The following is a 25,732-nucleotide window of genomic DNA, read 5'->3' on the forward strand; positions in this document are numbered from 1 at the left end:
TTACTTGATGCTGATTATCTCAAAAATACACAGTCTTCTGGCGATCCTGATGATTCAGATGCCATCACCGGGTGACATCGAACTGCCGCTTCCACTTGCTGAATCTGACCTGAAGCTTTTCCTGGTGATTCTCTTTCTGGCGCACATTCTATTCGTCAATCTCATGGTGGGCGGTTCGCTATTGGCTGTTATATTTGAGATTATTGGTCTTTCGAATCCGAAGTATGACGCACTGGGAAAGAGTGTCTCCCGGACTATCACGGTGAACAAGAGTCTGGCTGTGGTGCTTGGGGTAGGACCGCTTCTGTGCATCAGCCTTGCCTACACGATTCATTTCTACTCTGCCAACGCTCTCACCGGTTACGGATGGATTGCCGTTGTCCCGCTGGTAACTCTGGCGTTCCTGCTGGCCTATGTTCACAAGTATTCGTGGGACAGGTGGACCGGAGACGACAAGCGCGCCCATATTATGGTGGGTATCGGGGCGGCTCTGTTGTTTTTGTGCGTGCCGTTCATCTTTCTGACCAATATCAACCTTATGCTCTTCCCGGCTGACTGGGTTAACGTAAAAGGATTCTTTTCATCACTTCGCGTTGGAAATGTCTTTCCGCGCTTTTTCCACTTTCTGACGGCATCTCTGGCCATAACCGGCCTGTTTCTAACGTGGTGGTTCGGGCGAAAGAAATTCCCCGTTGAAGAGAGTCTGCCCGGGTTCACTCGACCGGGGCTAAGACGCCTGTTTTACCGATTGGTATTTTACCTCACGCTGGCGCAATTGATTTTTGGCCCGATGCTTCTGTTCACGCTGCCGGCTGAAGGCATCACAGCAGTTATGCTGATTGTGATTTTTTCCGGAGTCGCGATAGTGATAGCTCTGCTAATAGCGTTGTCGCGGGAGATTGACGCGGCTGATACATCGATAGGCAAAAGTTTTGTTCTCGTAGCTTTGCTTCTGACAACCGTAGTCCTGGCGATGGGTACGGGTAGGCATTTGTATCGTGAAGGCGCCCTGGCGTATCACAAAACAATCGTGACCAACCAGACCGATACGTTTCATTCCATTGTTGTGGCCACGCAGATGCGTCTGGCTGCCGGGCTTGGCGCCGGTGACGCCCTGGCCACCGGACCAACCGGGGAATCGGTTTTCAGAAACTGCGCCGCCTGTCACGCCGTTGACAAGGTGTTGGCGGCGCCGCCACTTACGGATATTTACTCAATCTACAAGGGTGATCCTCAGGGTATTGTCGCCTGGGCCAGAGCGCCCGGCAAAAAACGGCCGGAGTTCACGCAGATGCCGTCGTTCGCGCATCTTGGCGATGAACAGCTTGAGTTGGTGGCTGAGTATATGCTGCAGAAGGGCTCCGGAGCGTCGCAGACGACTTCGGGTGCGGACTCCGGATCGTGAGCGAATTCCGGATTCAATCCGAATTGTCACGAATCTTCGAATAAAAAAGGCAGAGGAAACAAATCCTCTGCCTTTAGTGATTCCATTCACTGTGCTGTTACTTAAGCAACAGCATCTTCCTTGTTTCCCTAATATCTCCCGCCTCAAGCCGGTATAAGTATACGCCACTGGCGGCACCGTTGCCTCGAGAGTCCTTTCCATCCCACATCGCTACATGCTCACCCGCGTTCAGGTTGCCATCGACAAGCGTCTTTACTTCCTGTCCCAGAATATTAAAGACTTTCAATTGGACCGAACCGGCGACCGGCAACGCAAAGCTGATCTCGGTACTGGGGTTGAACGGGTTGGGATAGTTCTGTTTCAAGCCAAAACTCTCCGGCATGTCGCCCAGCTTAGCCGCCACCGCAGGAGCCGGCGCGACAACCTTGAACGGCCGCATCATCTCATTATCCTCGTGTTCGAGGATGTGGCAATGGTAGACATACCCCGGTTCGGCAGTGGCATCGAATGGAAAAGTCGTTCCATCCTGCGATGAGAACCGCACGATAACCCTGGTCACCTCACCGGGGAACATGACGAACGTATCCTTCCAGCCGGCTTCGTTGAGATTCGGCCCGGCCGGCTGGCCGTTAACGTACGGAGCCGGACTGACTGCGACCGGATTGTCGGTTGGCAAAACCGGATTAGCCGCAGTGTAAGCCTTCATATACTGGCTCAGGCGGAATTTCTGGCGGCTCAGGAGTTGGAATTGAACCAGGTGGAGGTGGATTGGGTGGGCATCGCCGGTGAGGTTGACGAATTCCCAGATCTCGGTGGCTCCCAGTTGGGGCGTTTCGTAAAGGGTACCATCCCACATCTGTCCGTTTATCAGGGCCATCAAAGGACCGCCGGCGCCCATGATCTCGTTGAGAGTGAAAGTGCGCGTTACTGAAGCCGGGCCCAGAACCGGAATGACATTGTTAGCCGTAATAGAACTGTTGTCGGGACCGGTCGAGGCAACCACTCTGAACTGCATCACGGGACGTTCCGTGTTCGGATCCGGCGGCGCGCCTTTCGGATAAGGGGACTTGGCGTTATTATCCAGAACGAACTGGGTCCCCACCGGGAGGCCGGCGAAATCGATGATAATGTCAGCGCGCTCACCGGGAGCGATAACGAGACGCTGGGCGTTCGGGTTGGCCGGATCGTTGAGCATCACCGGCGCGGCCAGATATCCGCCGTCGGAGCCAATCTGGTGGAACGCCGGACCCGGAAGACCTGTCGTCTGGTCAAGCAGTTGCAGACTGTAGAAACGTGAGTTGGAGCCATTGAGAATCCGGAAACGGTATTTTCGCGGCTCGACATTAAGATACGGCCAGACTACACCGTTAACCAGAATGGTGTTACCGAAAAATTCCGGTTGCCACTGCGGATGCTGAGGATTGACGCCTACGGTCGGGTAGGCCAGCGAGCCATCGATGTTGAACATCCTGTCCTGAATAACCATCGGTATCTCGTACGCGGCACCGGGCAGGTTCATTGGGCCTTCGATTGCCGCATCGCGCAGGAGGTAAAAACCAGCCAAGCCGGCATATACGTTTAACCTTGTCATGCCCAGAGCATGGTCGTGATACCAGAGGGTTGTCGGATCCTGATTATTGTAATAGTTGTAGACCTGCTGCTGCCATCCGGGGCCGGTCTCGGCAAATCCCTGCGTGAACCAGGCATCCGGGTGACCGTCGCTCTGCGGCTCATTTTCACCGCCGTGCAGATGGGCCACGACAGGTATACCGGGTCCTGTTGGATTAGCCCAGTGCAGGGTCCTATCCAGTGCGGCATCAAGAAGATGTGTCATTGGAAGGTTGTTGGTCCACAGGACCTGTATCGGCACGCCGCGGGTGGCTTCAATTGTAGCCGCCGGGAAGCTGGCCGTGGCGGCGCTGGTACCATAACCCCACACCGTTGTGGGCGGTAGCTGGCTGTGAAGCTGCTGGGTTATCTGGTACATTCCGATCTCATAGTAATTGGCAGCCGTTTGAGGCATAACGCCGGGAACCGGCAGCGGATCGAGGTACTTGGTGAGAGTCAATGGATTAAGCGGTACCTGGCCGATAGCTGTGGCGGCCATAACGAAGACTAAGCTTAATGCCGTCAGGACGGCGCCTCCCCCGGTAAAACACATTGCCCGTTTCAACACTTGTTTTTCTCCTTTAGTCGGTTGATTCAAACAAAATCGCATTAGTCAGCAAGCGATATCTACGCCTGCCAATCACCCTTCAGCCTTGAGCCAACCGATTTCAACACTGAAAATTATCCGCAGATATACGGTAGCCCCCTTTCTGCACTGCTATTAAACTTGACTGATGTCTATTTAGCCCTGCGTGATATCACGATTCCCGTTATGATATCTATTTTTGTGTAATGCCCGGGATTTTGAAGGTGCTTTGACTTGTAATACCAGAAAGGTCGACCGATATGGTCGCCTTTAATCAACATTAGAGGTACGATTAGCAGGACTGGACGGTTTGAGTTTTTTTCAGAACAGTGGACAATAAATCGGAATTAACTTATATGGCAAAAAGCGACAAAATCCATTATAATTAGTTACTATGGCCACAAAGCCTGAAATCGGCGGTAAGATATTCGATATCAAGAGGTACGCTATCCACGACGGTCCGGGGATCAGGACTACCGTTTTCCTTTCCGGTTGTCCTCTTGACTGCCTCTGGTGTCACAACCCGGAAGCCCGCAATCTCGACACCACCGACCCGACTGGCAAGACCCGGACTGTGACGGTCAGTGAAGTAATGGAAGAGGTAACTAAAGACAGGGTCTTCTATGACCAGTCAGGTGGGGGGGTGACTTTCTCCGGGGGGGAGCCTTTATTCCAGATTGATTTTTTGGAAGCTCTGTGTGGCGCCAGCCGGAGGCTTGGAATCCGTACGGCGGTGGATACCTGCGGACATGCGCCATGGGCCGATTTTGAGCGTATTTATAATGACGTTGACTTATTTCTGTATGACCTCAAGCTTATGGATGATAACGAGCACCGGCATTATACCGGCGAATCGAACCGACAAATACTCGAGAACCTTAAGTTATTGACCGGCAAAGGCAGTGCCGTAAATATCCGTATTCCTCTTGTGCCGGGTATAACCGACACCGAAGCCAATCTCGATCGGATTCGGGATTTGGTCGCTTCTTTACCCGGTATTGCTCGAATCAGTTTGTTGCCGTATAATCAGTTCGGCGAGGACAAACGCCGGCGCTTCGGTCTTCCCGGCAAGCTGGGCAATCTTGAGCAGCAGAGCAAGGTTGATGTCGAAAGCAAGGCTGACCGGTTTCGCTCGTTGGGGTGTGAAGTCAAAATTGGAGGATAGGACGATATGAACAACAGAATTGCCAAGCTTCGTCAGGAGAGCCTGGATGCCAAGCCGACCATATCTTTAGAACGAGCGCTGTTGTTGACTGATTTCTATCAGAGCGGCAAAGCGGAGCGTGTCTCCCCTGTGGTAGCGCGTGCGATGGCTTTCAGGTATATCCTCGAAAACAAGCATATATGTATCAACGATGGCGAACTCATTGTCGGTGAAAGAGGCCCCGCCCCAAAAGCGACGCCGACCTACCCCGATATCTGTACGCACACTCCAGAAGATTTCGAAATTCTTCACACCCGCGAAAAGGTGTCTTTCTCTGTCGATGAACAGACGCGCGAGCAGCAGATTCAGAGAATCGCACCTTTCTGGAAAGGTCGTTCGGTTCGCGACAGGATATTCGACAAGGTCGACGATGCGTGGAAGGATGCATACGGAGCGGGTGTCTTTACCGAGTTCATGGAACAGCGCGCACCGGGTCACACCGTGCTCGACGACAAGATATACAAAAAAGGTTTCCTGGACTTTAAGGCGGACATCGAATCGAGTATTGCCAATCTCGATTTTTTCAATGACCCGGAGGCCCTCGATAAACGGGAGGAATTGACGGCCATGTCTATCGCGGCTGACGCGATTATGGCGTACGCGAAGAGACACAGTGAGAAGTTGCAGAAGCTGGCATCAGTGGAGAAGGATCCCACCCGAAAAGAAGAGCTTGAGGCGATGGCTCATATCTGCGAGCGGGTGCCGGCACATGCTCCGGAGAATTTCTGGGAGGCGCTTCAGTACTATTGGTTCGTACATCTCGGCGTCATAACGGAGCTGAACACCTGGGATTCTTTCAATCCGGGTCGGCTCGATCGCCATCTGATGCCGTTCTATCAGAGCGATATCGATGAGGGCCGCCTTACCGAAGAAAGAGCGCGGGAGTTGCTTCAGTCTTTCTGGATTAAGTTCAACAACCAGCCGGCTCCTCCCAAGGTCGGTGTGACCGCTCAGGAGAGCAACACTTATACGGATTTCTGTTTGGTCAATGTGGGCGGTGTTAAGGAGAATGGTGAGAACGCCGCTAACGAGATGACCTTCATGATTCTCGATGTGATCGAAGAGATGAGGTTGCTGCAGCCGAGTTCAATGGTTCAGATAAGCAAGAAAAGCCCCGACCGGTTGCTGAAACGGGCTTTGGAAATCATTAAGACCGGCTACGGTCAACCATCGCTTTTCAACACCGACGCTATCGTGCAGGAGATGATCCGGCAGGGCAAGTCGGTGCAGGATGCCCGTAATGGAGGCGCGAGTGGATGTGTCGAAACTGGAGCGTTCGGGAAAGAAAGCTACATCCTCACCGGGTATTTCAATCTTACCAAGGTGCTGGAAATCACTCTGAACAACGGAATCGATCCTCGGACCGGTAAGAAGATAGGCATAGAAAGCGGTGAGCCATCCGGTTTTGGCAGTTTTGATGATTTGATGGAAGCTTTCGCGAAACAGCTTCGGCACTTTATCGACATTAAGATTAAAGGCAATGTGGTTATTGAGCGACTCTGGGCGGAGCATCTGCCGGCGCCGTTCATGTCGATACTGATTGACGACTGCATCGCTACCGGTAGAGACTACAACGATGGCGGGGCACGTTATAATACATCGTACATCCAGGGCGTCGGTCTCGGAAGCATTACCGACTCACTTGCGGCCATTAAGTATCATGTATATGACAAGCGAAGTACCGGTCTGCCGAAACTTATTGATACCCTTAAGAATAATTTCGAAGGCGCCGGAGAACTTCGTGACAAGCTGCTCAATGCCACGCCGAAATACGGTAACGATGATGACTATGCTGATGACATCATGAAGCAGGTATTCGAACTGTACTTCAATTGTGTCGATGGCCGGCCCAACACGAAGGGGGGACAGCATCGGATAAACCTCCTCCCCACCACCTGCCATGTTTACTTTGGTAGTGTTATTGGAGCCATGCCCGATGGTAGATTGTGCGGCGAGCCGCTGTCTGAAGGTATTTCGCCGGTACAGGGAGCCGATAGAAAAGGCCCAACGGCGGTGCTGAAGTCGGCATCGAAGATCGATCACATCCGCACCGGAGGAACGCTTTTGAACCAGAAATTCACGCCCCACGTTCTGGAATCCGAGGATGGATTGGACAAGGTGGCGCATCTGGTAAGAGCGTACTTCACTATGGATGGTCACCACATTCAGTTCAATGTTGTCACGGCGGATACCTTGCGCAAGGCCCAGAAGAATCCCGAGCAATATCGCGACCTGATCGTGCGCGTTGCCGGCTACAGCGATTACTTCGTTGATCTCGGCATGGACCTGCAAAACGAGATTATCCGGCGCACCGAACACGGGGTAGCCTGAGAACACATCCGAGGAGGGATGGTGGCAAAGTACAATCGCCCGAAGCTCTCGGCAGCATCCAAGTGGAAAATCCCGTCAGACTGGATTAAGATACAGACTATCGATGCCCATACAGAGGGCGAGCCGCTTCGTGTCATTGTTGGCGGCTTTCCGGATATTCCCGGAAATACAATTCTGCAGCAGCGCCAGTACGCCAGAGAGCATTTTGACCACCTCAGAAGAGCTCTGATGTGGGAGCCGCGCGGTCATGCTGACATGTACGGGTGTATCATCACGCCGCCCGTCACTTCCGCGGCGGACTTTGGGGTGCTGTTCATTCACAACGAAGGATTCAGCACCATGTGCGGCCACGGGATCATTGCAGTGACGATGGTAGCGGTAGAAACCGGCATGATTGAAGTTCGGGAGCCGGAGACGATGGTACGTATCGATACGCCGGCTGGTATGGTGACTTCGTATGCCCGTGTTGCTCACGGTAAAGTGGAGAGTGTTCATTTCCACAATGTTCCGTCATTCGTGCTGGCGTTAGATGAGATCGTAGATGTACCCGGGATTGGAAAGATCACTTATGACATTGCTTTCGGCGGAGCGTTTTACGCTTTCGTCGATGCCGACCAACTGGGATTGGATTTGACACCCGAGAATTTTCGGACTCTGATAGATCAGGGCATGGCGATCAAGAGAGCCGTGATGAAAAGCCATACTATCGCGCATCCTTTTGAGGCCGATCTGAATTTTCTGTATGGGACGATATTCGTCGGGTCGGCTTTGGCGGAAGGTTCACACTCTCGAAATGTGTGTATTTTTGCCGAGGGTGAAGTTGATCGCAGTCCCACGGGAACCGGCGTGAGTGCACGTCTTGCCTTGCATCACACCAGAGGTGAAATCAGCGTCGGCGAGCCGATTGTGATCGAAAGTATAATCGGCAGCACATTTACCGGGCGTGTAGTTGAAGAAACTACCGTCGGTCCGCACACAGCGATTGTTGGGGATGTCGAGGGGCGCGCCTACATCACGGGGAAGCATGAGTTTGTGATAGACCCCGGGGATCCCCTGCGGGACGGGTTTATACTTCGTTAGTATTATCCCGGCCCTTCCGGCACGTGTCGTGAGCGATTTCAATAGCTATCTCGACTATCGCCTCAACTCGACCAGCTATTTCCTCAGACAGCTCCGTTCCCATCGAAATCTCTTTTGGTTCTACACCGATGATTGTTATATCGGATGGTGCTGAGCCGAGTAGGAGGTTTGAAGCCAGTGCCTGAAGAAGGCTCATTTGGTGAAGAGAGATAGTGTTTCGGGGTTTTTCGCGGATATCATCAGGCGTCAGTTTGTAGATAGTACCCGGCATCCCGCCCCCTTTGATGGCATCGATTATTATTAGCTTCTCGACACCATCGAGCAGGTTAAAAGTATCGAGGGCCGCCGTTCCCGCGTCGATTAACTCAACGCCCCCGGGCAGCCCCTGATTATTTTGCATCGCCTGAACAACGTGAACCCCGATACCATCATCCTTCATAAGGATATTGCCCGCTCCCATGATGACAGTCCGTAGGGCGTTCTTGCTGTTCGAGCTCATTTCTATCACAACACCCTGAATTTTGACACCAGTTCACGGTCCGGCGTCACGACGTGCACGGCGCAGGCGATACACGGGTCGAACGACCGCACGACTCTGCCGGCCTCGATCGGGTTGGCAGCATCGGCGATAGGCGTGCCCACGAGCGCCTGTTCCATAGGCCCGAGTCGATTCTTGTCGTCGCGCGGGCTGGCATTCCACGTGGTCGGTACGACACACTGATAGTTGTTGATGCGCTTGTTTTTAATTGTAATCCAGTGTCCGAGCGCGCCGCGAGGAGCTTCGGTCAATCCGAACCCTTCGCTCTCTTTCGGAATCTGGTATTTGGTGTGTGTCGGCTCCCCGGGTTTCAACTGCATTACCCACTCGGCACAGCGTTCGGCGACTACCTTTGCCTCGAGCGCTCTGGCAGCGTGTCTTCCAAGAACCGAGAAAAGCGCGGACACCGGAGCGTTGAACGCGGCGAGAGTATCGGTAACCAGCCTGGAGGCTTTCTCGTTGGTCGCGGTCAGGTGCGCCACGGCCATTCGGGCGAGGGGTCCGACTTCCACGACTTTGTTGTCATATCGAGGCGCCTTCAGCCACGAGTAGGCATCCGTCTTGGCCAAATCGGGTTCGGTTTCACCTCTGGAAGGATGAAGCTTGCTGGCCGATGAGTACTTCGAATACCTGACGTGCTCGGATACCTTCGACACCTCAAAAGGCACAACCTTGCCGTCAATATAGGCCCCCGGGGCGAGTAATTTCTTGCCACCCGAAGCTTCTTCTTCAAAGACACCGTATGCGAGAAGGTTGCCGCATCCTTTACCTATTTCGAAATAGGCCGGGTATGCCTTCGCCACCGCGACAACATCGGGGATATACACGTTATCGATGAAATCCTGAATCTCTTCCAGACGCGAGGCATAGGCGAGAATCTTATCCACCGTGACATTCTCGGCGGTGCCACCCGGTAGGATTGTCACGGCGTGCGGCATACGTCCGCCGAAGATACAGAGCATCTCGTGTGCTTTCCGTCGAATCTCGAGAGCTTTCAGATAGTGCGCGACGGCCGCTATGTTCAATTCGGTATCCTTTATGTAGTCGCCTTCGTATCGAGGCAGAAACGGCGCAACCGCCGTGGGTTTGCCGCTGTCGACCTCGGCCTGTGCCCACTGCCTGACTTTTTGAAGTCCCGCATCGGCGCCGGTATAGCTGAGAATTGTGGTGATATCCACGAAATCCAGAGCCGCCAGATGGTAGAAATGAAGAATGTGCGATTGAAGATAATTGGCGCCCAATATCAGATTACGAATCAGCCGACCATTTTCGGGCGGCTCGACTCCAAGGGCTCTGTCGAGCGTTAGGCTCGAGGCCTGCGCGTGACTGGCCGGACAGACGCCGCAGATTCGCTGCGTAATCTGGTTGGCATCGACCGGGTTTCTCCCATAAAGCAGCTTTTCGATTCCCCTGAACATTTCACCCTGACAGCGGGCATCAACAACCTTACCGTTGTCGACTTCGAGTTCTATCTTGAGGTGACCCTCTATTCGGGTAACGGGGTCAATGCTTATAGTCCTGCTCATAGTTTTCTCCTTTTAGGGACCCCTTTAGTTCAGGTTGTTTCCACTTTGATTGTTCGTTGCGGGGCATATGGACCCGACCATTCGATGCCGCGTGCAGCTTCTCGTGGCAGTTTGGTGTACAACCCATAGCCGCCAAAATCCGGGAAATCCGGTTCGGTACATCCGATGCACGGCGAGCCGCTACGGATACACCAGTTGACCTTGTTGTTCCACCCGCGGATGCAGACATCGCAATGCGTCTCGGGGCCTTTGCACCCGAGATCATACAGGCAGCCCTGGCCACCGAAATCCTCGGCCGGAATACCGTTTTCGAAATCAGCGCGTCTCTCGCATTGCTCGTGTACCACTTTGCCGAAGAACATTTTTGGGCGTTTGTGTTCATCGAGTTCGGGCAATCCATAGAGAATGACATGCGCCACCGTTCCTATCACCCAATCGGGGTGAGATGGACAGCCGGGGATATTTATTAGAGTCGCCTCAGGCAGCAGCTCGGAAACCGGTTTGGCGTTGGTGACATTTGGACGTGCCGCCGGAATTCCGCCGAACGCCGCGCAGGTACCCACCGCCAAAACGGCTTTCGCAGCGTTGCCAAGCTGCAGTACCCACTGTTCGGCCGTGATGGGTTTGTGGTCGTGCTCGCCCATCTGGCAGTAGGCGCTGCCATCGCCAGTCGGGATCGAACCCTCGACCACGAGAACGAATTGGCCTTTTTGTTCGTTGATGGCTCTATTCAAGACGTCAAGGGCAAAGTCACCCGCCGCGCCCATGACATTGGGGTGAAATTGCAGGCTGATAGTTTCGGTGATAACCTCGGCGATATCGGGATGTACGCTGTTCAAGGTTGACACCGAACATCCGGCACAAGATTGTCCCTGAAGCCAGATGACCGGCAGAGGGTCGGTTTTCATTTGCTCCGCGAGGGCGATCTTGATGGGCTCGGGAATGCCTCCGGCCCGCAAAAAACCGGGAAGCATGGCTACTGACGCCGTGCAACCCAGAAGTTCCAGAAATTCTCTTCGGCTAAGACTCATACTTACACTCCCTGAGGCACATCAAGGCGCCTTAAGGCAAGATGTTGTTATTTATTCTCTCGCTATGATTGAACCGCTTAGCATGCTCCTAAATCGTGGGGCGGCGTAACCAAAGAAACCATGAAATGGGAGGTGGCATTACCGAAGCAGCCGAATTCAGAGGTGCTACAGAAGCATGGTTCGCCAAAAAATATTACGATACCTAAGAGCAAAATGCGACATTTCTGTCAATTATATTGTCGGCTAAATAACTCAGGAATTTAGGGTTATCGTCGTACTAGTTTGCTGTTCTTAAAATTGAGCGTTTGGAAGACGCTTGATCTCCCTGGCCGGAGTGGTTCGGGGCGCAGATTTTGCCAGAACGAAAGCCGCGAATGTCAGGTCTTTGCCTGGCTATATGCCCCTGCCAGGGCCTGCTTTTGGCGCATGTGATTGGAGACTAACTGCCCGCAGTTGCTGCCTATATGGTTTTCGTCCAACTCGCCAATACTCAGGATGACCTCGTATCCGGCCCTTTGGAGGCTGTCCACAAGTGTCCGGTACCTTTCCGGCCGGTCGGGCTCCACGTAAGACAGCATCTGATTCTCGACAGCACGATAGGTAGGATTTATAGGGGTGATTTTGATCAAAAAGATCTCCGGGTCAAAATACTCACGGAGTATATCGGCATTCACGGGTGCGTTTTTTTCAAGAGCGAAATTGAGGGCGATTTTCCGCCCGCCGGCAACGAAAAACCGTTCGCCATATTGCCCGATAGTTTTCAGATCCCACTTGTTTATAGGGATGAATCGATCGCGGAGCCTGTCATCGGTGGTGTGTATCGAAAACTGCAGTTGGAAGCGCCCGCGATAGATACAGTGGTTTACCTCCATGAGCCGTTTGAAGAACGCACCGGTTTTGACGGGCGCGACAGTTGAGATGCAGGGCATTAGCCCCGGAGCGTGATAGCGACTCTGAAGCTCACAGAGAACATCTATTACTGCCGGATTGAAAGCCGGTTCTCCCATACGGGCGAACTGAATCTTGAATTTGTCAACGTTGACACGGCGTGACGGGAATCTCTTGTCGATCAGATAGTCGATTTGGGCGAATATGTCGTTTTTGCTTATACGTCCCTTGTAGAAACCGCCGGCATCACAGATTGGACAATTCGCGGGGCAACCAATCAGAGTAGAGACTATCAGAACCCACTTCTTCTCTCTTGCAAAAGGCGGCTGGAGCGACTCGACAAACTCGATAGCATCCCCCGACTCCAATTCCGCCAGATACACAATAGCCAGTTCTTCTCTTCCTGTCTGCGTGATTATTTTCATTTGACTGAATCCCCGATCATCCTGTCAATCCGCATTGCCGCCTTAACACCCTCGCCAACGGCTATCGCCGTCTGCCTGAAACGGTCGTTGACGACATCACCGATGAGGTACAGACAGCCGGATTTTTTGAGTTCGTCCATCCTCGCGATTACATCTTCCGACAAAAAGTCAAGGTGCGGCTTGCGGCCGATGGCAAGGATAAGATAATCGGCTGTGAAGTCAAATGAATTTCCATCTGACTCGCAATCCAGTACAAGTTTGTCGTTGGAGACGCGGATTGGATATTTGACGCTGACGTTATCCTTGTATGTTATCAGACCTTCAGCCTGGACTCGTTCCTTTAGGAGCGGTAGGCATCTAGCCACACTTGTCCGGTTGAAGATTGTTACCTCGTTGTGTTTGCTGAGCGTGAGGGCGTAGTCAAAGGCGGCATCGCCTCCGCCGATGATAGCTATGGTCTTGTTTGTTTTATGAATTAAGGGATGCACCTCGTAGAGTATTCTGTCTCTGGCCGAACCGGTCGGGTCTAAATCGTCGAGAGTGTTCGCTTTGGTTCCGGAGGCTATTACGGCCACACGTGCGGATACGCAACCGTCGTTCGTGGCGACAGTAAAACAACCGTTGTCGATTGAGAGCGAGGTAACCTTCTGTTTTACTACTTCAACATCCCAGCGCTTCAGTTGCCGCGTAAACAAGCTGGCAAGTTCTTCGCCGGATATGCCGTCGGGGAAGCCCGGGTAGTTCTCAACCCACCCCGCGTTTCGCAAAAGGCCGCCGGGTTCGTCCATCTCAAAGACGAGAGGATTGTGGCCCTGTCTTCGAAGCTGGACGGCCGCGGCGATTCCGGCCGGGCCGGCGCCGATTATGACTATTTCTCTACTCCGCGCAGCCATCTTCAATTGCCTTTATCAATTCGTCGATGAGTACTAATTTGGCGAAGCCGTGAGAGAGGTTCATCAGGGAAGCCCGATGGAATTCCTCGTTGTAGGTCGCTGTGCCATCGACCGCGAAAAACACTTCGAACCCGCGCATAAACGCTGAGCGCGCCGTCGTTTCACAGCAGAGATGTGTCATGACGCCGGTGATGACAACCTGGGTGATATTTTTTTCTCTGAGCAAACTTTCCAAATTTGTCTGATAGAAGGCGTCGTACTGGGATTTTTCAATAACAGTTTTTCCGGCTTGGAGGAATCTTTCATCGATCTCGCTCAGTTTGTTTTCGCGGGTAATCAAATCTCTCCACCACTTGCTCATCATACCGGCGCTTTCGGGTGTGTTAATATGTCTGGTCAGTATGATGTTCAGGTTGTGTTTTACGTAAATCTCTATGAACCGAAGCAGACCGGGAATTATCGCAGGGGCGCTTGGGATGAAGGCGTGGGAGTTTTCATCCAGAAAGTACCGCTGCATGTCCAGAACCAGCAGGACGGATCGGGCGGGAACGTAATTCGACTTCCTATCGCCGTCTACTCTTACGCGATCTCGAAGCACTCGAGCCACTCTATTAACATTTGATAGCGTAAAGTAGTTTTCTTTCATTTGACTGTCTCAGTAGTATCGATTCGAAGAGCCTTCAAGGTGCGGCACACAGTCCATGAATAAAAGGCCGGCGCGGAAAAAACGCCAGCCTTTTTTCATGATATCGAAATTCGGACTCAGTGCGACATCAGGTATTCGTGCATGGATCGGGCGGCTTTGCGCCCGGCGCCCATCGCCAGAATAACCGTAGCCGCGCCGGTGACAACATCACCGGCCGCCCAGATTTTCTCGCGCGAAGTCTGCCCGGTTTCTTCATCGGCGACGATATTGCCCTTCTTGCCAATCTCCAGGCCGGGTGTGGTCTGGGCGATAAGCGGGTTGGGGCTGTTGCCAATTGCGCAAACGATGGCGTCGACCTCGATTATCTCGATAGCGCCTTCGATAGGTACCGGCCGACGGCGCCCGGAGGCGTCCGGCTCACCGAGCTGCATCCTCTGGACTTCCATCTGCTTGACCCATCCGTTTTCATCGCCGATGTACTTCAGCGGAAGAGTCAGGAAGTCGAAAATGACTCCTTCCTCCTCGGCGTTCTCGACTTCTTCCAGACGAGCCGGGAGTTCTTCTCTGGATCGGCGATAGACAATGCGGGACTCAGCTCCCAGTCTCAGGGCGCTGCGGGCGCAGTCCATAGCCACGTTGCCGCCGCCAACCACCGCGACACGCTTATGGCTTTTGACGGGCGTGTGATACTCGGGGAAAAGAAATCCCTTCATCAGGTTCAGACGCGTCAGATACTCGTTGGCGGAATAAACGCCGTTTAGGTTCTCGCCGGGAATTTCCATGAACCACGGAAGTCCCGCGCCGGACCCGACGAAGATAGCGTCGTACTCTTCCAGCAGCGAATCAATGGACTGCGTTTTGCCGACGACAAAATCGGTTCTTATTTTGACACCGAGTTTCTTGAGATAGTCAACCTCGCGTTCGACAATGCGCTTGGGCAGACGGAACTCGGGGATGCCATAAACCAGCACGCCGCCCATTTTGTGCAGGGCTTCGAAGATGGTTACCTCGTGGCCAAGTTGAATCAAATCGCCCGCGACCGTCAGTCCGGCCGGTCCGCCACCGACGACCGCCACTTTCTTACCGGTTTTGCCCGGCAGGTGCGGCATCTCCAGTTTGCCCTGGACGGCCTCCCAGTCGGCCAGGAAACGTTCGAGGCGACCGATGGCTATCTGCCCGCCTTTTTTGACCAGCACGCAGGTTTCTTCGCACTGTTCTTCCTGCGGACAGACTCGTCCGCAGATAGCGGGAAGGCAGTTTTTCTCTTTCAGTATTTTGATACCGCGTTTGAAATCTTTTTCGGATATAGCCTTGATAAATCCGGGGATATTTATTTCTACCGGACAGTTCTCCACGCATTTCGGCTTGGGGCACTGGATGCAGCGCGAGGCTTCCTCTACCGCCGTTTGAGCCGCATAACCAAGAGCGACCTCGCTGAAATTGTGCGAACGAATCTCCGGCTGCTGCTTGGGCATATCCCTTCTTACCAGGTCCAGTTGTTTTTTCTTTTTCGGTTCAGCCATAACAAATATCCCTACCGTTGTTGAGAATGCTCTTCACACTTACTTTTACTGGTACGGAGAGGAACGACTTCCTCGGGCATATAGGTCTTGCGCCTCTGGAGAAGCTCTTCCCAGTCCACTTCGTGACCGTTGAAATCCGGTCCGTGCACGCAGGCGAATCGGGTGACCGATCCCACTGTCACGCGACAGACGCCGCACATTCCCGTACCGTCGATCATAATCGGGTTCAAGCTGACCCAGGTGGGAATCTGGAGCGCCCGGGTGGCATCGGATCCGCGTTTCAGACAGTAAGTGCAACCGTTGATGATCACGCGGTCGACAGTTACGCCGAGGTCTTTGATTATTTCGGGTAAGCGATCGACGTGACCTTTGTAGCCCTTGGTTCCATCACGGGTGATGCGCACGAACTCATCGGAATAGTCCTTGTACCGGTCTTCCCAGTAAAGAAGGTATGAACTGCGTGCCTCGACAACCGTGATAATCTTATTGCCCGCCTGTTTCAGCGCTCTGGCTACCGGGAAAAGGCTCCCGATGCCGTAGCACCCGCCGAGCAACAAGACGGTCCCATACTTCTCTATGTCCGTGGCATTGCCGAGCGGACCGACAACCGTGGGTATCTGTTGACCTTCGACCAGCCGTGACAACCGGTCGGTGGTTCTTCCCACGTTCAAAAATATCGTAGTGACCGTCCCCATCTGCTCATCCCAATCCGAAATGGAAAGGGGAATACGCTCGCCCTCTTCTTCGGCACGCAGGATGATAAACTGTCCCGGTTTGGCTTCGCGGGCCACAGCGGGAGCTTCCAGCGTCAAGAGGTGCATGTTCGGGACAATCATGCGACTTGTGACAACTTTAAACATGGCTATTTCCTCTTTATTTTCACTGGATGTGGGTTGGGGTTCATGGCCTCCGCGTGACGCAGACACACATGAAGGGTACCATCGGCCTGCTCAGGCTTTACGCGAACCGGCCAGACTTTCTCGAATCCGGTCGAACTCACGATCACTTCGTCACCGTCGGATAATTTCGCCTTCTTAGCGTCGGCCGGACTGATATCCACTCTTTCCTCGAGGAAAAGAGTTTTGGTACCATCGACCCACGCCGAGAGCGGGAATCCCCGGTGCGTGTGTTCGGTGACCGCCATACTGAGCATGAAAGGATAATTCGCGTCTTTTGCCTTGGCGCCGGCCTTTTTGGCCTTGACCAAGTTCAGCTCGGCCTTCATTTTGAGAGGCTGAGCCTTGCGTGGCGGCTTGTTGAAATTGCCGAATCCTTCCACAACACCGGCAATCTCCTTGTGGATATCGCCGGCATTCTTGTACGCCAGACCATCGGCCTTCATCTTCTGCGCGATCCTGCCGAGGATCATCCAGTCCGGCATAGCTTCCGCCGGAGGGTTAACCGCCTGCCTGACTCTCTGGAGCCGTCCTTCACCGTTGATGAATGAGCCATCGGACTCGGTAAAAGCGGCCGCAGGAAGAACCAGGTCGGCGTCGGTCTCGACTTTCGGCGGATAGATGTTCTGGACTATCACGAAGTCGGCAACACTTTTCGCGTTCATCGGAAGACTCTCGCCGACGAGATACAGTACTTTCAGTTTCTTGCCGTCGCCGAGGCTGCCCGCATTCCATTTGGTGTCGAACTTCGCAACCGCAGCACCCCAGGCATTTTTTAACTCGTCTGCCTTTTTGGTGCTGGTTGAAGCCTCGCCGCCGGGAAGCAACTCCGGATAGGCTCCCATCATTAGAGAACCGAACAGGTTGTTCTGAGCCGGTAGCGGCATCACTCCCGCGCCAAGATTATCGGCAAGCTGTTTTATCGCAGCCAATATCTCGGAGCTGCTGTCATACTGCAGGAACTCCGAGCCGACCAGAATCACCGGAGACTTGGAATTCTTCAGAGTGCCAGCAACGTCGGCGGCATCGCCACCGGATTTCGATGCCGGCTTTTTCTGAGTATTCTTCACCAGCGATTTGAGCAGACTCAGTTCATCACCCGGCAGCGACTGTACCCAGTGCTCGGAGATGAGCGTGAGGTTGTGTTCGCGGGGGTGGATGCTCATGACTTTGGCGCCCCGTCGATAGGCTCTTCTCAACTCCACGCCAACGACCGACCGCCCGAACCGGGTATCGAGGCCGACGCACAACACGGCATCGGCCTTGCGGACATTTTCGAGCGGCACCGCCTGCCTCATAAGATCGAGGTAGGCGTTGAAGCCGGAGCCATAGAAGGTTCGGGCCGATGTATCAATATTGTGTGATTTCATAACCGTCCGCGTGAACTTTTGCGCCGCGTATAGGTCTTCGTTGGTGCAGTTGGGCGATATGAGCATGGCGAATTCGTCGGGTTTGCAGGCGGATAGTTTTTCCGCCGCCGTATCGATGGCCGCATCCCATGTGACCTCCGCCGCGACTCCGCCGAACACACCGTATGGGCGTTTCAGCCGTTTCGGTCCGCTGACCAATTCGGTCACACAGAAACGTCCTTTGACGCACAGCTGCCCGTTGTTAACCAGGTCATCGGCGGCAGGCAGCGCGCCAATGACACGGTCGCCTTTTACCAGCAGCCGCATCTGGCAGCCTACGCCGCAGAAGGTACAGGTCGTGAATTCTTCACGGTCGGGCTTGCCTTCATAGGCACGCGCCTTTTCAGTGAGAGATCCGGTGGGACAGACCGACACACAGGCGCCGCAGAACTCGCAGCCCGCATCAAGGTGCGTGCGCTGGTAGGCCGGGCCTATCACGGTCTCGCGTCCACGGTTGTTGAAGGCCAGTACATTGGCCACGCGCACTTCCTGGCAGATTCGCACACAGCGACCGCACAGGATGCAAAGGTTGTAATTTCTCTCGTAGAAGGGGTCTTCCTTTTCGACCCTGAGATTGCGATAGTAAATGGGATAACGGATTTCCTTGACGTTCATGTGTTCGACCACGTCCTGAAGCTCGCACTGCCCATCGTTGGAGCAATACCGGCATCCCGTGGTTACGCCGGCCTTGCGGATGGTTCCCATGTACTCACGGCACTGATCCTTTTCGTCACATATCAAGCAACTTGATGTGTGCTCGCTCAGAAACAGCTGCAGAATCTCCATTCTTACCGATTGCACCTGAGCGGTGTTGGTCCTGATAACCATACCATCGGACACCGGCGTGGTGCAGGCGGTCGGAAGGTTTCGCATCCCATCCACCTCGACAATACACATCCGGCAGCCGCCGTAGGGTGTGAGTTCCTTGTGAGCGCACAGGGTGGGGATGTAGATATCGTTCTGCTGGGCGGCCTCAAGAATCGAAATCCCACCGGGTACAGAGTAAGTGTTGTTGTCGATAGTCACTGTAATTGTTGAATTCTTGCTCATGACACCCTCCGCTTCGGCTTAATCTCGATAGCGTTACCGGCCAGAGGATCAAAGCGACAGACCTCGTAACAGGCTTTGCACTTGATACATCTGAGTTGATCGATGGTGTGAAGCTCCGAACGCGCCCCGCTGATGGCATCGGTCGGGCAGACATCCTTGCAGCGCTGACAACCATTGCATGTTTCCGGGTTGACGATGTATTCGACCAGCTCCCGGCACACCGCCGATTTGCAGTATTTGTCCTGAACGTGTTCAAGGTATTCGTTGCGGAAGTGACGCAGGGTGGTCAGCACCGGGTTGGGAGCTGTCTGGCCCAATCCGCAGAGCGAGGCTCGCGCTGCCGTTTCGGCGAGGGTCTGAAGTTTGGTGAGATCTTCCGGGCCACTTTGTCCTTTGGTGATTTCATCGAGGATGGTAACCATGTGCCAGGTACCGACGCGGCACGGTGAACATTTGCCGCAAGACTCTTTCTGCGTGAAATGGAGAAAATACAGGGCCAGGTCAACCACGCAAGTGTCTTCGTCCAGCACGATCATGCCCCCGGATCCCATGATGGAGCCGGCCGACTGCATGGACTCATACTCCACCGGAATATCGAGAAATTCATCGGAGAGACATCCTCCCGATGGTCCTCCTGTCTGTACTCCCTTGAATTTTTTCCAGGAACCGCCGCCGATATCGTAGATAATCTGACGGAGTTTGGTTCCCAGCGGGACTTCGATGAGTCCGCCGCGGCGGACCGAACCGACGAGCGAGAAGGTCTTGGTGCCGTGGTTGCCTTTGACTCCGAATTGTTTGTACCAGTCGGCGCCGTTTCGAAGAATGTTCGGAAGCGTTCCGAGGGTTTCGACATTGTTGATGATAGTCGGTTTTCCGAAGAGTCCTTCGACGGCCGGGAACGGTGGTCGTGAGCGCGGCATGCCACGGCGTCCTTCGATAGAGCAGATCTGCGCGGTTTCTTCGCCGCACACGAACGCTCCGGCGCTTTCTTTGATGGTCAGTCCGAAATCGAAGTCGCTGCCAAGAATATTCTTGCCCAGCAGACCGTATTCGCGCATCTGCTCGGCGGCTTTTTTAAGCCTCGCTACCGCGAGATAATAGTCCGAGTTGATATAAACATATCCATGCGAGGCCCCGATAGCATACGAACCTATCATGAGTCCTTCGATCACGCAGTGCGGGTCGCTTTCAATAAGGGCGCGGTTCATGAAGGCTCCGGGGTCACCCTCGGAGACGTTGCAGATCATGTACTTTTGATCAGCTTTCACACCGCGGCAGATCTCCCACTTGCGCCAGGTCGGAAAACCGGCGCCGCCTCGACCGCGAAGACCGGCCTCTTTGACTATCTCGATTACGCTCTCGGGCTTTTGCCTGAGCGCGCTTGCCAGTCCCTGGTAACCATCGTTGGCCAGATAGTGGTCGATATTTTCCGGGTCAATAAGACCGCAGTTTCGCAGCACCAGCCTGGTCTGCGGCTTGAGCATCGGCGTCTCGAAAAATTTCGGTATACCCTCTGTCAGTGGATGGCCATTGTCGCCGAAGTGGCCGACGGCCAGAGGAGCCAGAGGGTTTCCTTTTATCAGAAGACTCTCTATGATTTTCTCGGCGGCGTCCGGCGTGACGTTGGAATAGCAGATTCGCGGTTCTCCGGGGAGCCTGATATCCATCAGGGGCTCCATATAACAGGGGCCAATACAGCCCACCTGGACGATCTCCGCCTTAAGCTTTTTCCTTTTCAAAGTCTGCTTGACCGCGTCGAGCACCTTCAACGCTCCCGCAGACTGACCGCACGTGGCGGTGCCCAAATAGATGACCGGAACGGCGCTCTGTTGGAGCGCCTTCCATTTCTTTTGAGCTTCTTTCTGTCTGGTCGCGAAGCTAATCATCTTGTTCCAGTATCTCCTTTAAGCGCGTAACCGTCATGCGGCTGTGAACATCCTCGTTGACCTTCACCACCGGAGCAAGAGTGCAGCACCCCAGGCAACCTGCCCGCTGAAAATCGAATTTCTTGTCGTCAGTTGTCTGGCCGATAGCTATTCCCAGTTTCCAGCCGACCGCCTCCGAAAGAAACAATCCGCCGCGGACGTGGCAGGCGGTTCCCATACACACCTTTATGGATTTTTTCCCGGGTTCGGTAAATCTGAATTTGGGATAGAACGAGGCCACACCATGGATCTGATTTTCCGACATCTTCATAAACTGTGAGACACGTTTGATGGCATCCTCAGATATGTAGCCGTCTTTATCCTGAATCCGGACCAAAAGTGGAATCAGGTCCGATTCAACCCCCTTGAATTGAGAGAATATGTCGTCGTAGTCCTTCTCTTTCACAGAGCATACTCCCACTGATTTAGTTAGATGTTTAACAAACTATTATTCTTCGTCACCGCTTTTTTTCGAAAGAAAGATACAATCGGTAAGTTTAACGTCACCCCTGACAAAATCCTCGGCAAAAGCCATACAGGTCGGCGAGCCGCAGCAACCGCAGTCTACCTGTTTCAGTTTACCGTAAACCCTTTCGCGCTCCTTCATCCGTTTGATGGAAGTGGCGAGGTCGGTATCGAAATAGGCTGTGGGACGCGGCAGGATACGATGTTCGAGGAAATAGTAGCCCGAGTTGAGTTTTTCTTCGATATCCTTATCGTCGAGCTTGATGGCGGATTCATACTTCTCGCGTTGTCTTATGCTGTTAGTTCGAGCCACGTAGGGGTTCTCGACATTATAAGGTCCGCCGATACATCCGAGCATATGCGCCAGCGCTTCCACGAAAGCGATATTGCGCAGGCGGGAGTTTTCGATATCGTCGAGTATCTGCATCACGTGATCCAGACCCGATACCGCCAGCCAGTTCTCCATGCGCACCGACTGGGTAATGCTTCCGGTGGTAACCCATCCGGCGTTGAAATTAAAATCTTCGGGCACCTGGCTTTCATCGAACTCCTCGCGTATCGCCACCACCTGAGGAAGAAGTACCGAATAGGCATCGCGGATAGAAACCGCCCCGTCGTACCATGACTTGGCTTTTTCGGCGGGTTGTTTTATGGAAACGATCTTTGCCGGGCAGGTCGCGAGATAAAAAATCCCGATATCCTCAGGTTTGAGGCCGAGCTTTTGAGGCAGTGTTTTTCTGATCTCCCGGGCGGTCACCTCGCGGGGTACGTCGAGAGGGACTATCAGTTCGGCCAGATCGGGATATTTCACCTGAATAAGACGAACGACCGACGGGCAGTACGATGATATTAGCGGCCGTCGTCCCCGGTAGTTTTTCATGTACTTGACCAGCGCTCTGGCCATGGCCGCGGAAGAGGTGCTGACATCTACGACTTCGTCAAATCCCAGGCGTTTGAGAGCCAGATGGACAATGTAAGGGTGGGTGGTCCATTCGAACTGCGAATAAAGCACGGGGGATGGTACAACCACTTTGTACTTGAAATTGGAGATTTCATCGACCGGATCGACAATCGGGACGATGGCTTCCGAGGGGCAAACCGAGATACATTCGCCGCAGTCAACGCACAGTTCTTTTGAGACAACCGCTTTGCCATCGCGAACCCTGATGGCCTGCGTGGGACAGTGACGCATACAAGTCATGTGTCCGCGGCATTTGGCCACATCGACTTTATGAGCGTGAAAATATTGCGTCATCGCTTCCCTCTTTAGTTAAAGGACAAGTCTATTGCGTAAGAAATCGAATCTGTAACTTCGTACCCTTTCCAACCTCGCTGGTGACCAGCAAGTCATCCGAATTTCTCTTGATGTTGGGCAGTCCCATCCCGGATCCGAACCCCATGGCCCTCATTTCCTCGGTCGCGGTGGTGAACCCCTCCTGCATGGCCGCCTCAACGTCGGGAATTCCCTTCCCTTCGTCATCGATAACCACCTCGACCATTCTGGGGGTTATGGCGAGAGTGACACGGGCTCTTTTGGCGTGCATGACGACATTCATCTCCCCCTCGTAGGTGGAGATAGCCACACGGCGCACGAGTTTGGGGTCAAAGCCTATTTTTTTGAGAATCGATTTCACTTCGGTGGAAACCATTCCGGCCTTGGAGAAATCGCTGCCCTCGATAAAGAATTCGTTGCTCAGGAGGATATCGTCGGTTTTATCGGCGCCGGCTTCAGCGACATTCGGAGTGACCGCTTCGCCACGCTCCGCAGCGATTCTGATGCAGGCATCGTACATGTCGAGGTCCGTTGTCATAAGAACGAGATGATTTTCCCGGGCGAATTTTTCGGCTCCGTCCTTCGGACGCTTACCTCTAATAAGTACCACGCCTTTGAATTCCGCCATGTGAGCGGAAATTATAGCCTGCTGGGTGGCCAGTCCGGTGAGAAGTATCGAGTCCGGTTTCCCGAACGCCAGAACATCGCTCATGAGGTCGGAAGCATAAACATGCTCGACTGATAGGCCGAGGCCCTTCTCGCCTTCCAGAACGGTCGCCCCCAATGCATCCTTAATGGTTTCAATCTTCACAGTAACCGCCGTGTTTGCACGTCTACAATTATTGATAAAAGGTAACAGGCAACCAGGGTGTGTGTTTGACTGCCTGTGGAGACTGCCTGTGCGCCTACTTGGACACCAGGCCCAGACCGTAAAGCTTCCCTATCAACTCAAAGCTGGACAAATCAGTCGAAAGAATGGCAATGTTGTGCTGGTTAGCCAGATCGATAGTCTCCTGAGGGACCTTCTTGCCACTGGTAATGACTATTGCTGACACGTCCACCAGGTTCGCCGCCGGCACGATACTCTTGTGCGTCTGTACCGTCACCCACAAATTGCCGGACTTGGCGCCCGCCATGACGTCACTCAGCATATCCGAAACGAAAACACCATCGACATCACGGTGTTCGAATTTACTCAGGCTCTTTAATCCGATCTTCTCAATCACTTCTTTAGTGGTCATTAACGAACTCCTGATTGTTATTATGCTACAAAATAACTATCACATCAAAGTAGAGGTTTTCTTTCTTCGGGCGGTTCTTCCTGTGAGAGCATGCCGATATCGTGGATAAACTCGCCGCGGCAGCGCGACAGATCACTTATCAGGCTGAAAGACACGATTTTCACTTTCGAGCGTGAGGTATCGCGGCGCTGGTTGAAATAATCGGTGAGGATATCCAGTCTCTCCTGGGGAATCGGATTGGTTTTGGCCTGCGGCAAGAAGCCAAAGGCCACCAAAATGAACGTTTTTTCCGCCTGAAACTTCTTGCGCAGAATTTCGACCTCACAGTCATCCATGCAAGAAGTGCAGTACAGAAATCCCATCAGGTCGGCGAATTTTTCGATGCGCCCGCAGTCCCGGCACTTGAGGTCGAATCTGAAAGTCTGGGCGTTTTCAACGATACTCCACTGATGATCATTCTCACGGTACTCGTCCCAGGTATCATCCGCGGAGAAATAGGTCCGGAGGTCGTTACAGTGCGAGCATTTTTCAAAGACCACGAAGCCAAATTGTATATTTGCCATTTCCCACCGGTGCCGGCATTCAGACATCTTAATAGACTCCCTATTCCAATTAGTTTTGAAATCCGATTTCATCCGGCCGGGGCCAGAACGCTGTAGCGGATGGATGACCTCAGATTAGAATTCCTTTATCCTTAGCCACTTATGGACGGTAGACCAGAGGCTCGATGCCTGGACCATTGCGCGAACAGACCGGTTTGGCGGATCAACTGTCGCATTAGTAAAGTAGCAGGCCCTGAGACTGATTGAAGATTTAGGGGGCCGCAGGCAACTCCACCGCTGAAGTCCGGTTAACCAATTTCAGGAAAATATAAACGAGCGGCCCTGACCAGACAAGGAAAATCTTGGGAGCGGGTAACTGTTCAACCATATGGCATTCTGGATTGTGGCCGTTTGGGGAAATATTACTGTATTGAGGCTTTGTCCCCACCCAGATTCCATTTGAAATGGTGCCGGATATGTATTATACTCGCTGGTAACGGCTCACCCAATATGAGCCACCCGAAACCGACGAATAGTGAGACGGTGACCGTTCGCCGCTAGGGTGCTTGCAGTCGCCAGAGATACCCTTTCCATATCAGGAGGAAGACATGGATTTTAAGTCCGCCGATCAAATTTTAGATTTCGCTATCCAGAAAGAGGAGGAAGCCGCCGAGCTGTACTCGGACCTCGCCAAGACCCTGAATCGACCGGATATGAAGCAGGTTTTTGAGAGTTTCGCCAGGGAGGAGAAGCAGCACAAGGCCAAGCTTATCGAGGTCAAACAGGGCAAGAGGATGGTTTCTTCGGAGAAGAAGATATTCGACCTGAAAATCGGCGATAGTCTGGTGGATGTAAAGCCTTCTCCCAATCTCGATTATCAACATGCTTTGATTTTTGCCATGAAGGCCGAAAAGGCTGCTTATAAGTTATATGCCGGCCTGGCGGAAACGACCGACGACCCGTTCTTGAAAGACCTGTTTTTGGGTCTGGCCCAGGAAGAGGCCAAGCACAAGCTTCGTTTCGAGGTCGAGTACGACGACCAGATTTTGACGGAAAACTGAGAAGTAAACGGCCGAAAGGCCGTTTTTTTTGCCCGCCTGCGGACACATTGAACTCAGGCTCGAATAATCGGAGTCAACGCGTTTATGAGGGGGCCGGGGCGTTTGTATGGGAGTGACTATTCATGCCCCCAATACAGAATGCGGAAAAAAAACGCGGCCGCACGACCCCATCGGGTCGCTCTCGGC

21 protein-coding genes are annotated in these 25,732 nt (G+C 53.3%); 5 read left to right on the forward strand and 16 right to left on the reverse strand.

Features of this window, described 5'->3' with window-relative positions; genetic code table 11:
* Positions 1-7: 7 nt before the first annotated feature.
* Positions 8-1,405, forward strand: coding sequence for a cytochrome c (locus AB1483_00615; GenBank protein ID MEW6410954.1), 1,398 nt, complete (start codon positions 8-10; stop codon positions 1,403-1,405).
* 97 nt (positions 1,406-1,502) lie between these two features.
* Here the strand turns inward: AB1483_00615 and AB1483_00620 are convergent, their stop codons facing one another.
* Positions 1,503-3,581 carry a multicopper oxidase domain-containing protein gene (locus tag AB1483_00620; GenBank protein MEW6410955.1) on the reverse strand — a complete coding sequence of 693 codons (2,079 nt, stop codon included), beginning with the start codon at positions 3,579-3,581 and terminating at the stop codon, positions 1,503-1,505.
* Between the two features lie 412 nt (positions 3,582-3,993).
* On the opposite strand from AB1483_00620, the gene AB1483_00625 reads away from it, so the two are divergent.
* The 3 genes from AB1483_00625 to AB1483_00635 are packed head-to-tail and all read left to right on the forward strand — an operon-like array spanning position 3,994 to position 8,214.
* A complete protein-coding gene (locus tag AB1483_00625) occupies positions 3,994-4,764 on the forward strand; it encodes a glycyl-radical enzyme activating protein (protein MEW6410956.1) in 771 nt (256 codons plus the stop codon).
* Between the two features lie 6 nt (positions 4,765-4,770).
* Complete coding sequence (hypD, locus tag AB1483_00630; GenBank protein MEW6410957.1) at positions 4,771-7,134, forward strand: trans-4-hydroxy-L-proline dehydratase; 2,364 nt, start codon at positions 4,771-4,773, stop codon at positions 7,132-7,134.
* A gap of 18 nt (positions 7,135-7,152) precedes the next feature.
* On the forward strand, positions 7,153-8,214 hold the full coding sequence (locus AB1483_00635; GenBank protein MEW6410958.1) for a proline racemase family protein: 1,062 nt from the start codon (positions 7,153-7,155) through the stop codon (positions 8,212-8,214).
* On the opposite strand, the gene AB1483_00640 is transcribed toward AB1483_00635, so the two are convergent.
* The 15 genes from AB1483_00640 to AB1483_00710 form a co-directional block, all read right to left on the reverse strand.
* On the reverse strand, positions 8,201-8,713 hold the full coding sequence (locus AB1483_00640) for a hydrogenase maturation protease (protein MEW6410959.1): 513 nt from the start codon (positions 8,711-8,713) through the stop codon (positions 8,201-8,203). The genes AB1483_00635 and AB1483_00640 overlap by 14 nt on opposite strands.
* Positions 8,714-8,718: 5 nt before the next feature.
* Entirely contained in the window at positions 8,719-10,278 is a 1,560-nt protein-coding gene (locus tag AB1483_00645) for a nickel-dependent hydrogenase large subunit (GenBank protein ID MEW6410960.1), read from the reverse strand.
* 29 nt (positions 10,279-10,307) lie between these two features.
* A complete protein-coding gene (locus AB1483_00650; protein MEW6410961.1) occupies positions 10,308-11,309 on the reverse strand; it encodes a hydrogenase small subunit in 1,002 nt (333 codons plus the stop codon).
* A gap of 377 nt (positions 11,310-11,686) precedes the next feature.
* The gene (locus AB1483_00655; GenBank protein ID MEW6410962.1) at positions 11,687-12,622 is read right to left on the reverse strand and encodes a radical SAM protein; all 936 of its coding nucleotides are present in this window, start codon (positions 12,620-12,622) and stop codon (positions 11,687-11,689) included.
* Positions 12,619-13,515 (reverse strand): NAD(P)/FAD-dependent oxidoreductase, encoded by an 897-nt coding sequence (locus AB1483_00660; protein ID MEW6410963.1) that lies wholly within the window; start codon positions 13,513-13,515, stop codon positions 12,619-12,621. The genes AB1483_00655 and AB1483_00660 overlap by 4 nt, the downstream gene beginning before the upstream one ends.
* Positions 13,499-14,161, reverse strand: coding sequence for an isochorismatase family protein (locus AB1483_00665; GenBank protein MEW6410964.1), 663 nt, complete (start codon positions 14,159-14,161; stop codon positions 13,499-13,501). Before AB1483_00665 ends, AB1483_00660 begins: the two co-directional genes overlap by 17 nt.
* 116 nt (positions 14,162-14,277) lie before the next feature.
* Entirely contained in the window at positions 14,278-15,684 is a 1,407-nt protein-coding gene (gltA, locus tag AB1483_00670; protein MEW6410965.1) for an NADPH-dependent glutamate synthase, read from the reverse strand.
* Positions 15,685-15,695: 11 nt separating this feature from the next.
* Positions 15,696-16,544 (reverse strand): sulfide/dihydroorotate dehydrogenase-like FAD/NAD-binding protein, encoded by an 849-nt coding sequence (locus tag AB1483_00675; GenBank protein MEW6410966.1) that lies wholly within the window; start codon positions 16,542-16,544, stop codon positions 15,696-15,698.
* Between the two features lie 2 nt (positions 16,545-16,546).
* On the reverse strand, positions 16,547-19,039 hold the full coding sequence (locus tag AB1483_00680) for a molybdopterin-dependent oxidoreductase (protein MEW6410967.1): 2,493 nt from the start codon (positions 19,037-19,039) through the stop codon (positions 16,547-16,549).
* On the reverse strand, positions 19,036-20,925 hold the full coding sequence (locus tag AB1483_00685; GenBank protein MEW6410968.1) for an NADH-ubiquinone oxidoreductase-F iron-sulfur binding region domain-containing protein: 1,890 nt from the start codon (positions 20,923-20,925) through the stop codon (positions 19,036-19,038). Before AB1483_00685 ends, AB1483_00680 begins: the two co-directional genes overlap by 4 nt.
* Positions 20,918-21,370: an NAD(P)H-dependent oxidoreductase subunit E gene (locus AB1483_00690; GenBank protein MEW6410969.1), complete on the reverse strand. Its 453-nt coding sequence runs from the start codon at positions 21,368-21,370 to the stop codon at positions 20,918-20,920. Before AB1483_00690 ends, AB1483_00685 begins: the two co-directional genes overlap by 8 nt.
* A 42-nt stretch (positions 21,371-21,412) precedes the next feature.
* Positions 21,413-22,684: a [Fe-Fe] hydrogenase large subunit C-terminal domain-containing protein gene (locus AB1483_00695; protein ID MEW6410970.1), complete on the reverse strand. Its 1,272-nt coding sequence runs from the start codon at positions 22,682-22,684 to the stop codon at positions 21,413-21,415.
* A 28-nt stretch (positions 22,685-22,712) separates the two neighbouring features.
* Positions 22,713-23,513, reverse strand: coding sequence for an ATP-binding protein (locus AB1483_00700; GenBank protein ID MEW6410971.1), 801 nt, complete (start codon positions 23,511-23,513; stop codon positions 22,713-22,715).
* Between the two features lie 94 nt (positions 23,514-23,607).
* The gene (locus AB1483_00705) at positions 23,608-23,943 is read right to left on the reverse strand and encodes a DRTGG domain-containing protein (GenBank protein ID MEW6410972.1); all 336 of its coding nucleotides are present in this window, start codon (positions 23,941-23,943) and stop codon (positions 23,608-23,610) included.
* A gap of 44 nt (positions 23,944-23,987) precedes the next feature.
* Positions 23,988-24,506, reverse strand: coding sequence for a hypothetical protein (locus tag AB1483_00710; GenBank protein ID MEW6410973.1), 519 nt, complete (start codon positions 24,504-24,506; stop codon positions 23,988-23,990).
* A gap of 587 nt (positions 24,507-25,093) precedes the next feature.
* On the opposite strand from AB1483_00710, the gene AB1483_00715 reads away from it, so the two are divergent.
* Positions 25,094-25,546, forward strand: a complete 453-nt coding sequence (locus AB1483_00715) for a ferritin family protein (protein ID MEW6410974.1) — start codon at positions 25,094-25,096, stop codon at positions 25,544-25,546.
* Positions 25,547-25,732 lie beyond the last annotated feature (186 nt).

This window comes from Candidatus Zixiibacteriota bacterium, from assembly GCA_040756055.1.
In the GTDB taxonomy this organism is placed as follows: Bacteria; Zixibacteria; MSB-5A5; order GN15; family FEB-12.

Excerpts from the sequence above, each read along its gene's own strand:
- AB1483_00645 (MEW6410960.1), bottom strand. The coding sequence starts at position 10,278 with ATGAGCAGGACTATAAGCATTGACCCCGTTACCCGAATAGAGGGTCAC.
- AB1483_00710 (MEW6410973.1), bottom strand. The coding sequence starts at position 24,506 with ATGGCAAATATACAATTTGGCTTCGTGGTCTTTGAAAAATGCTCGCAC.
- hypD (MEW6410957.1), top strand. The coding sequence starts at position 4,771 with ATGAACAACAGAATTGCCAAGCTTCGTCAGGAGAGCCTGGATGCCAAG.
- AB1483_00635 (MEW6410958.1), top strand. The coding sequence starts at position 7,153 with ATGGTGGCAAAGTACAATCGCCCGAAGCTCTCGGCAGCATCCAAGTGG.
- AB1483_00680 (MEW6410967.1), bottom strand. The coding sequence starts at position 19,039 with ATGAGCAAGAATTCAACAATTACAGTGACTATCGACAACAACACTTAC.
- AB1483_00715 (MEW6410974.1), top strand. The coding sequence starts at position 25,094 with ATGGATTTTAAGTCCGCCGATCAAATTTTAGATTTCGCTATCCAGAAA.
- AB1483_00655 (MEW6410962.1), bottom strand. The coding sequence starts at position 12,622 with ATGAAAATAATCACGCAGACAGGAAGAGAAGAACTGGCTATTGTGTAT.
- AB1483_00695 (MEW6410970.1), bottom strand. The coding sequence starts at position 22,684 with ATGACGCAATATTTTCACGCTCATAAAGTCGATGTGGCCAAATGCCGC.
- AB1483_00685 (MEW6410968.1), bottom strand. The coding sequence starts at position 20,925 with ATGATTAGCTTCGCGACCAGACAGAAAGAAGCTCAAAAGAAATGGAAG.
- AB1483_00615 (MEW6410954.1), top strand. The coding sequence starts at position 8 with ATGCTGATTATCTCAAAAATACACAGTCTTCTGGCGATCCTGATGATT.
- AB1483_00625 (MEW6410956.1), top strand. The coding sequence starts at position 3,994 with ATGGCCACAAAGCCTGAAATCGGCGGTAAGATATTCGATATCAAGAGG.
- AB1483_00660 (MEW6410963.1), bottom strand. The coding sequence starts at position 13,515 with ATGGCTGCGCGGAGTAGAGAAATAGTCATAATCGGCGCCGGCCCGGCC.
- AB1483_00675 (MEW6410966.1), bottom strand. The coding sequence starts at position 16,544 with ATGTTTAAAGTTGTCACAAGTCGCATGATTGTCCCGAACATGCACCTC.
- AB1483_00705 (MEW6410972.1), bottom strand. The coding sequence starts at position 23,943 with ATGACCACTAAAGAAGTGATTGAGAAGATCGGATTAAAGAGCCTGAGT.
- gltA (MEW6410965.1), bottom strand. The coding sequence starts at position 15,684 with ATGGCTGAACCGAAAAAGAAAAAACAACTGGACCTGGTAAGAAGGGAT.
- AB1483_00665 (MEW6410964.1), bottom strand. The coding sequence starts at position 14,161 with ATGAAAGAAAACTACTTTACGCTATCAAATGTTAATAGAGTGGCTCGA.
- AB1483_00650 (MEW6410961.1), bottom strand. The coding sequence starts at position 11,309 with ATGAGTCTTAGCCGAAGAGAATTTCTGGAACTTCTGGGTTGCACGGCG.
- AB1483_00640 (MEW6410959.1), bottom strand. The coding sequence starts at position 8,713 with ATGAGCTCGAACAGCAAGAACGCCCTACGGACTGTCATCATGGGAGCG.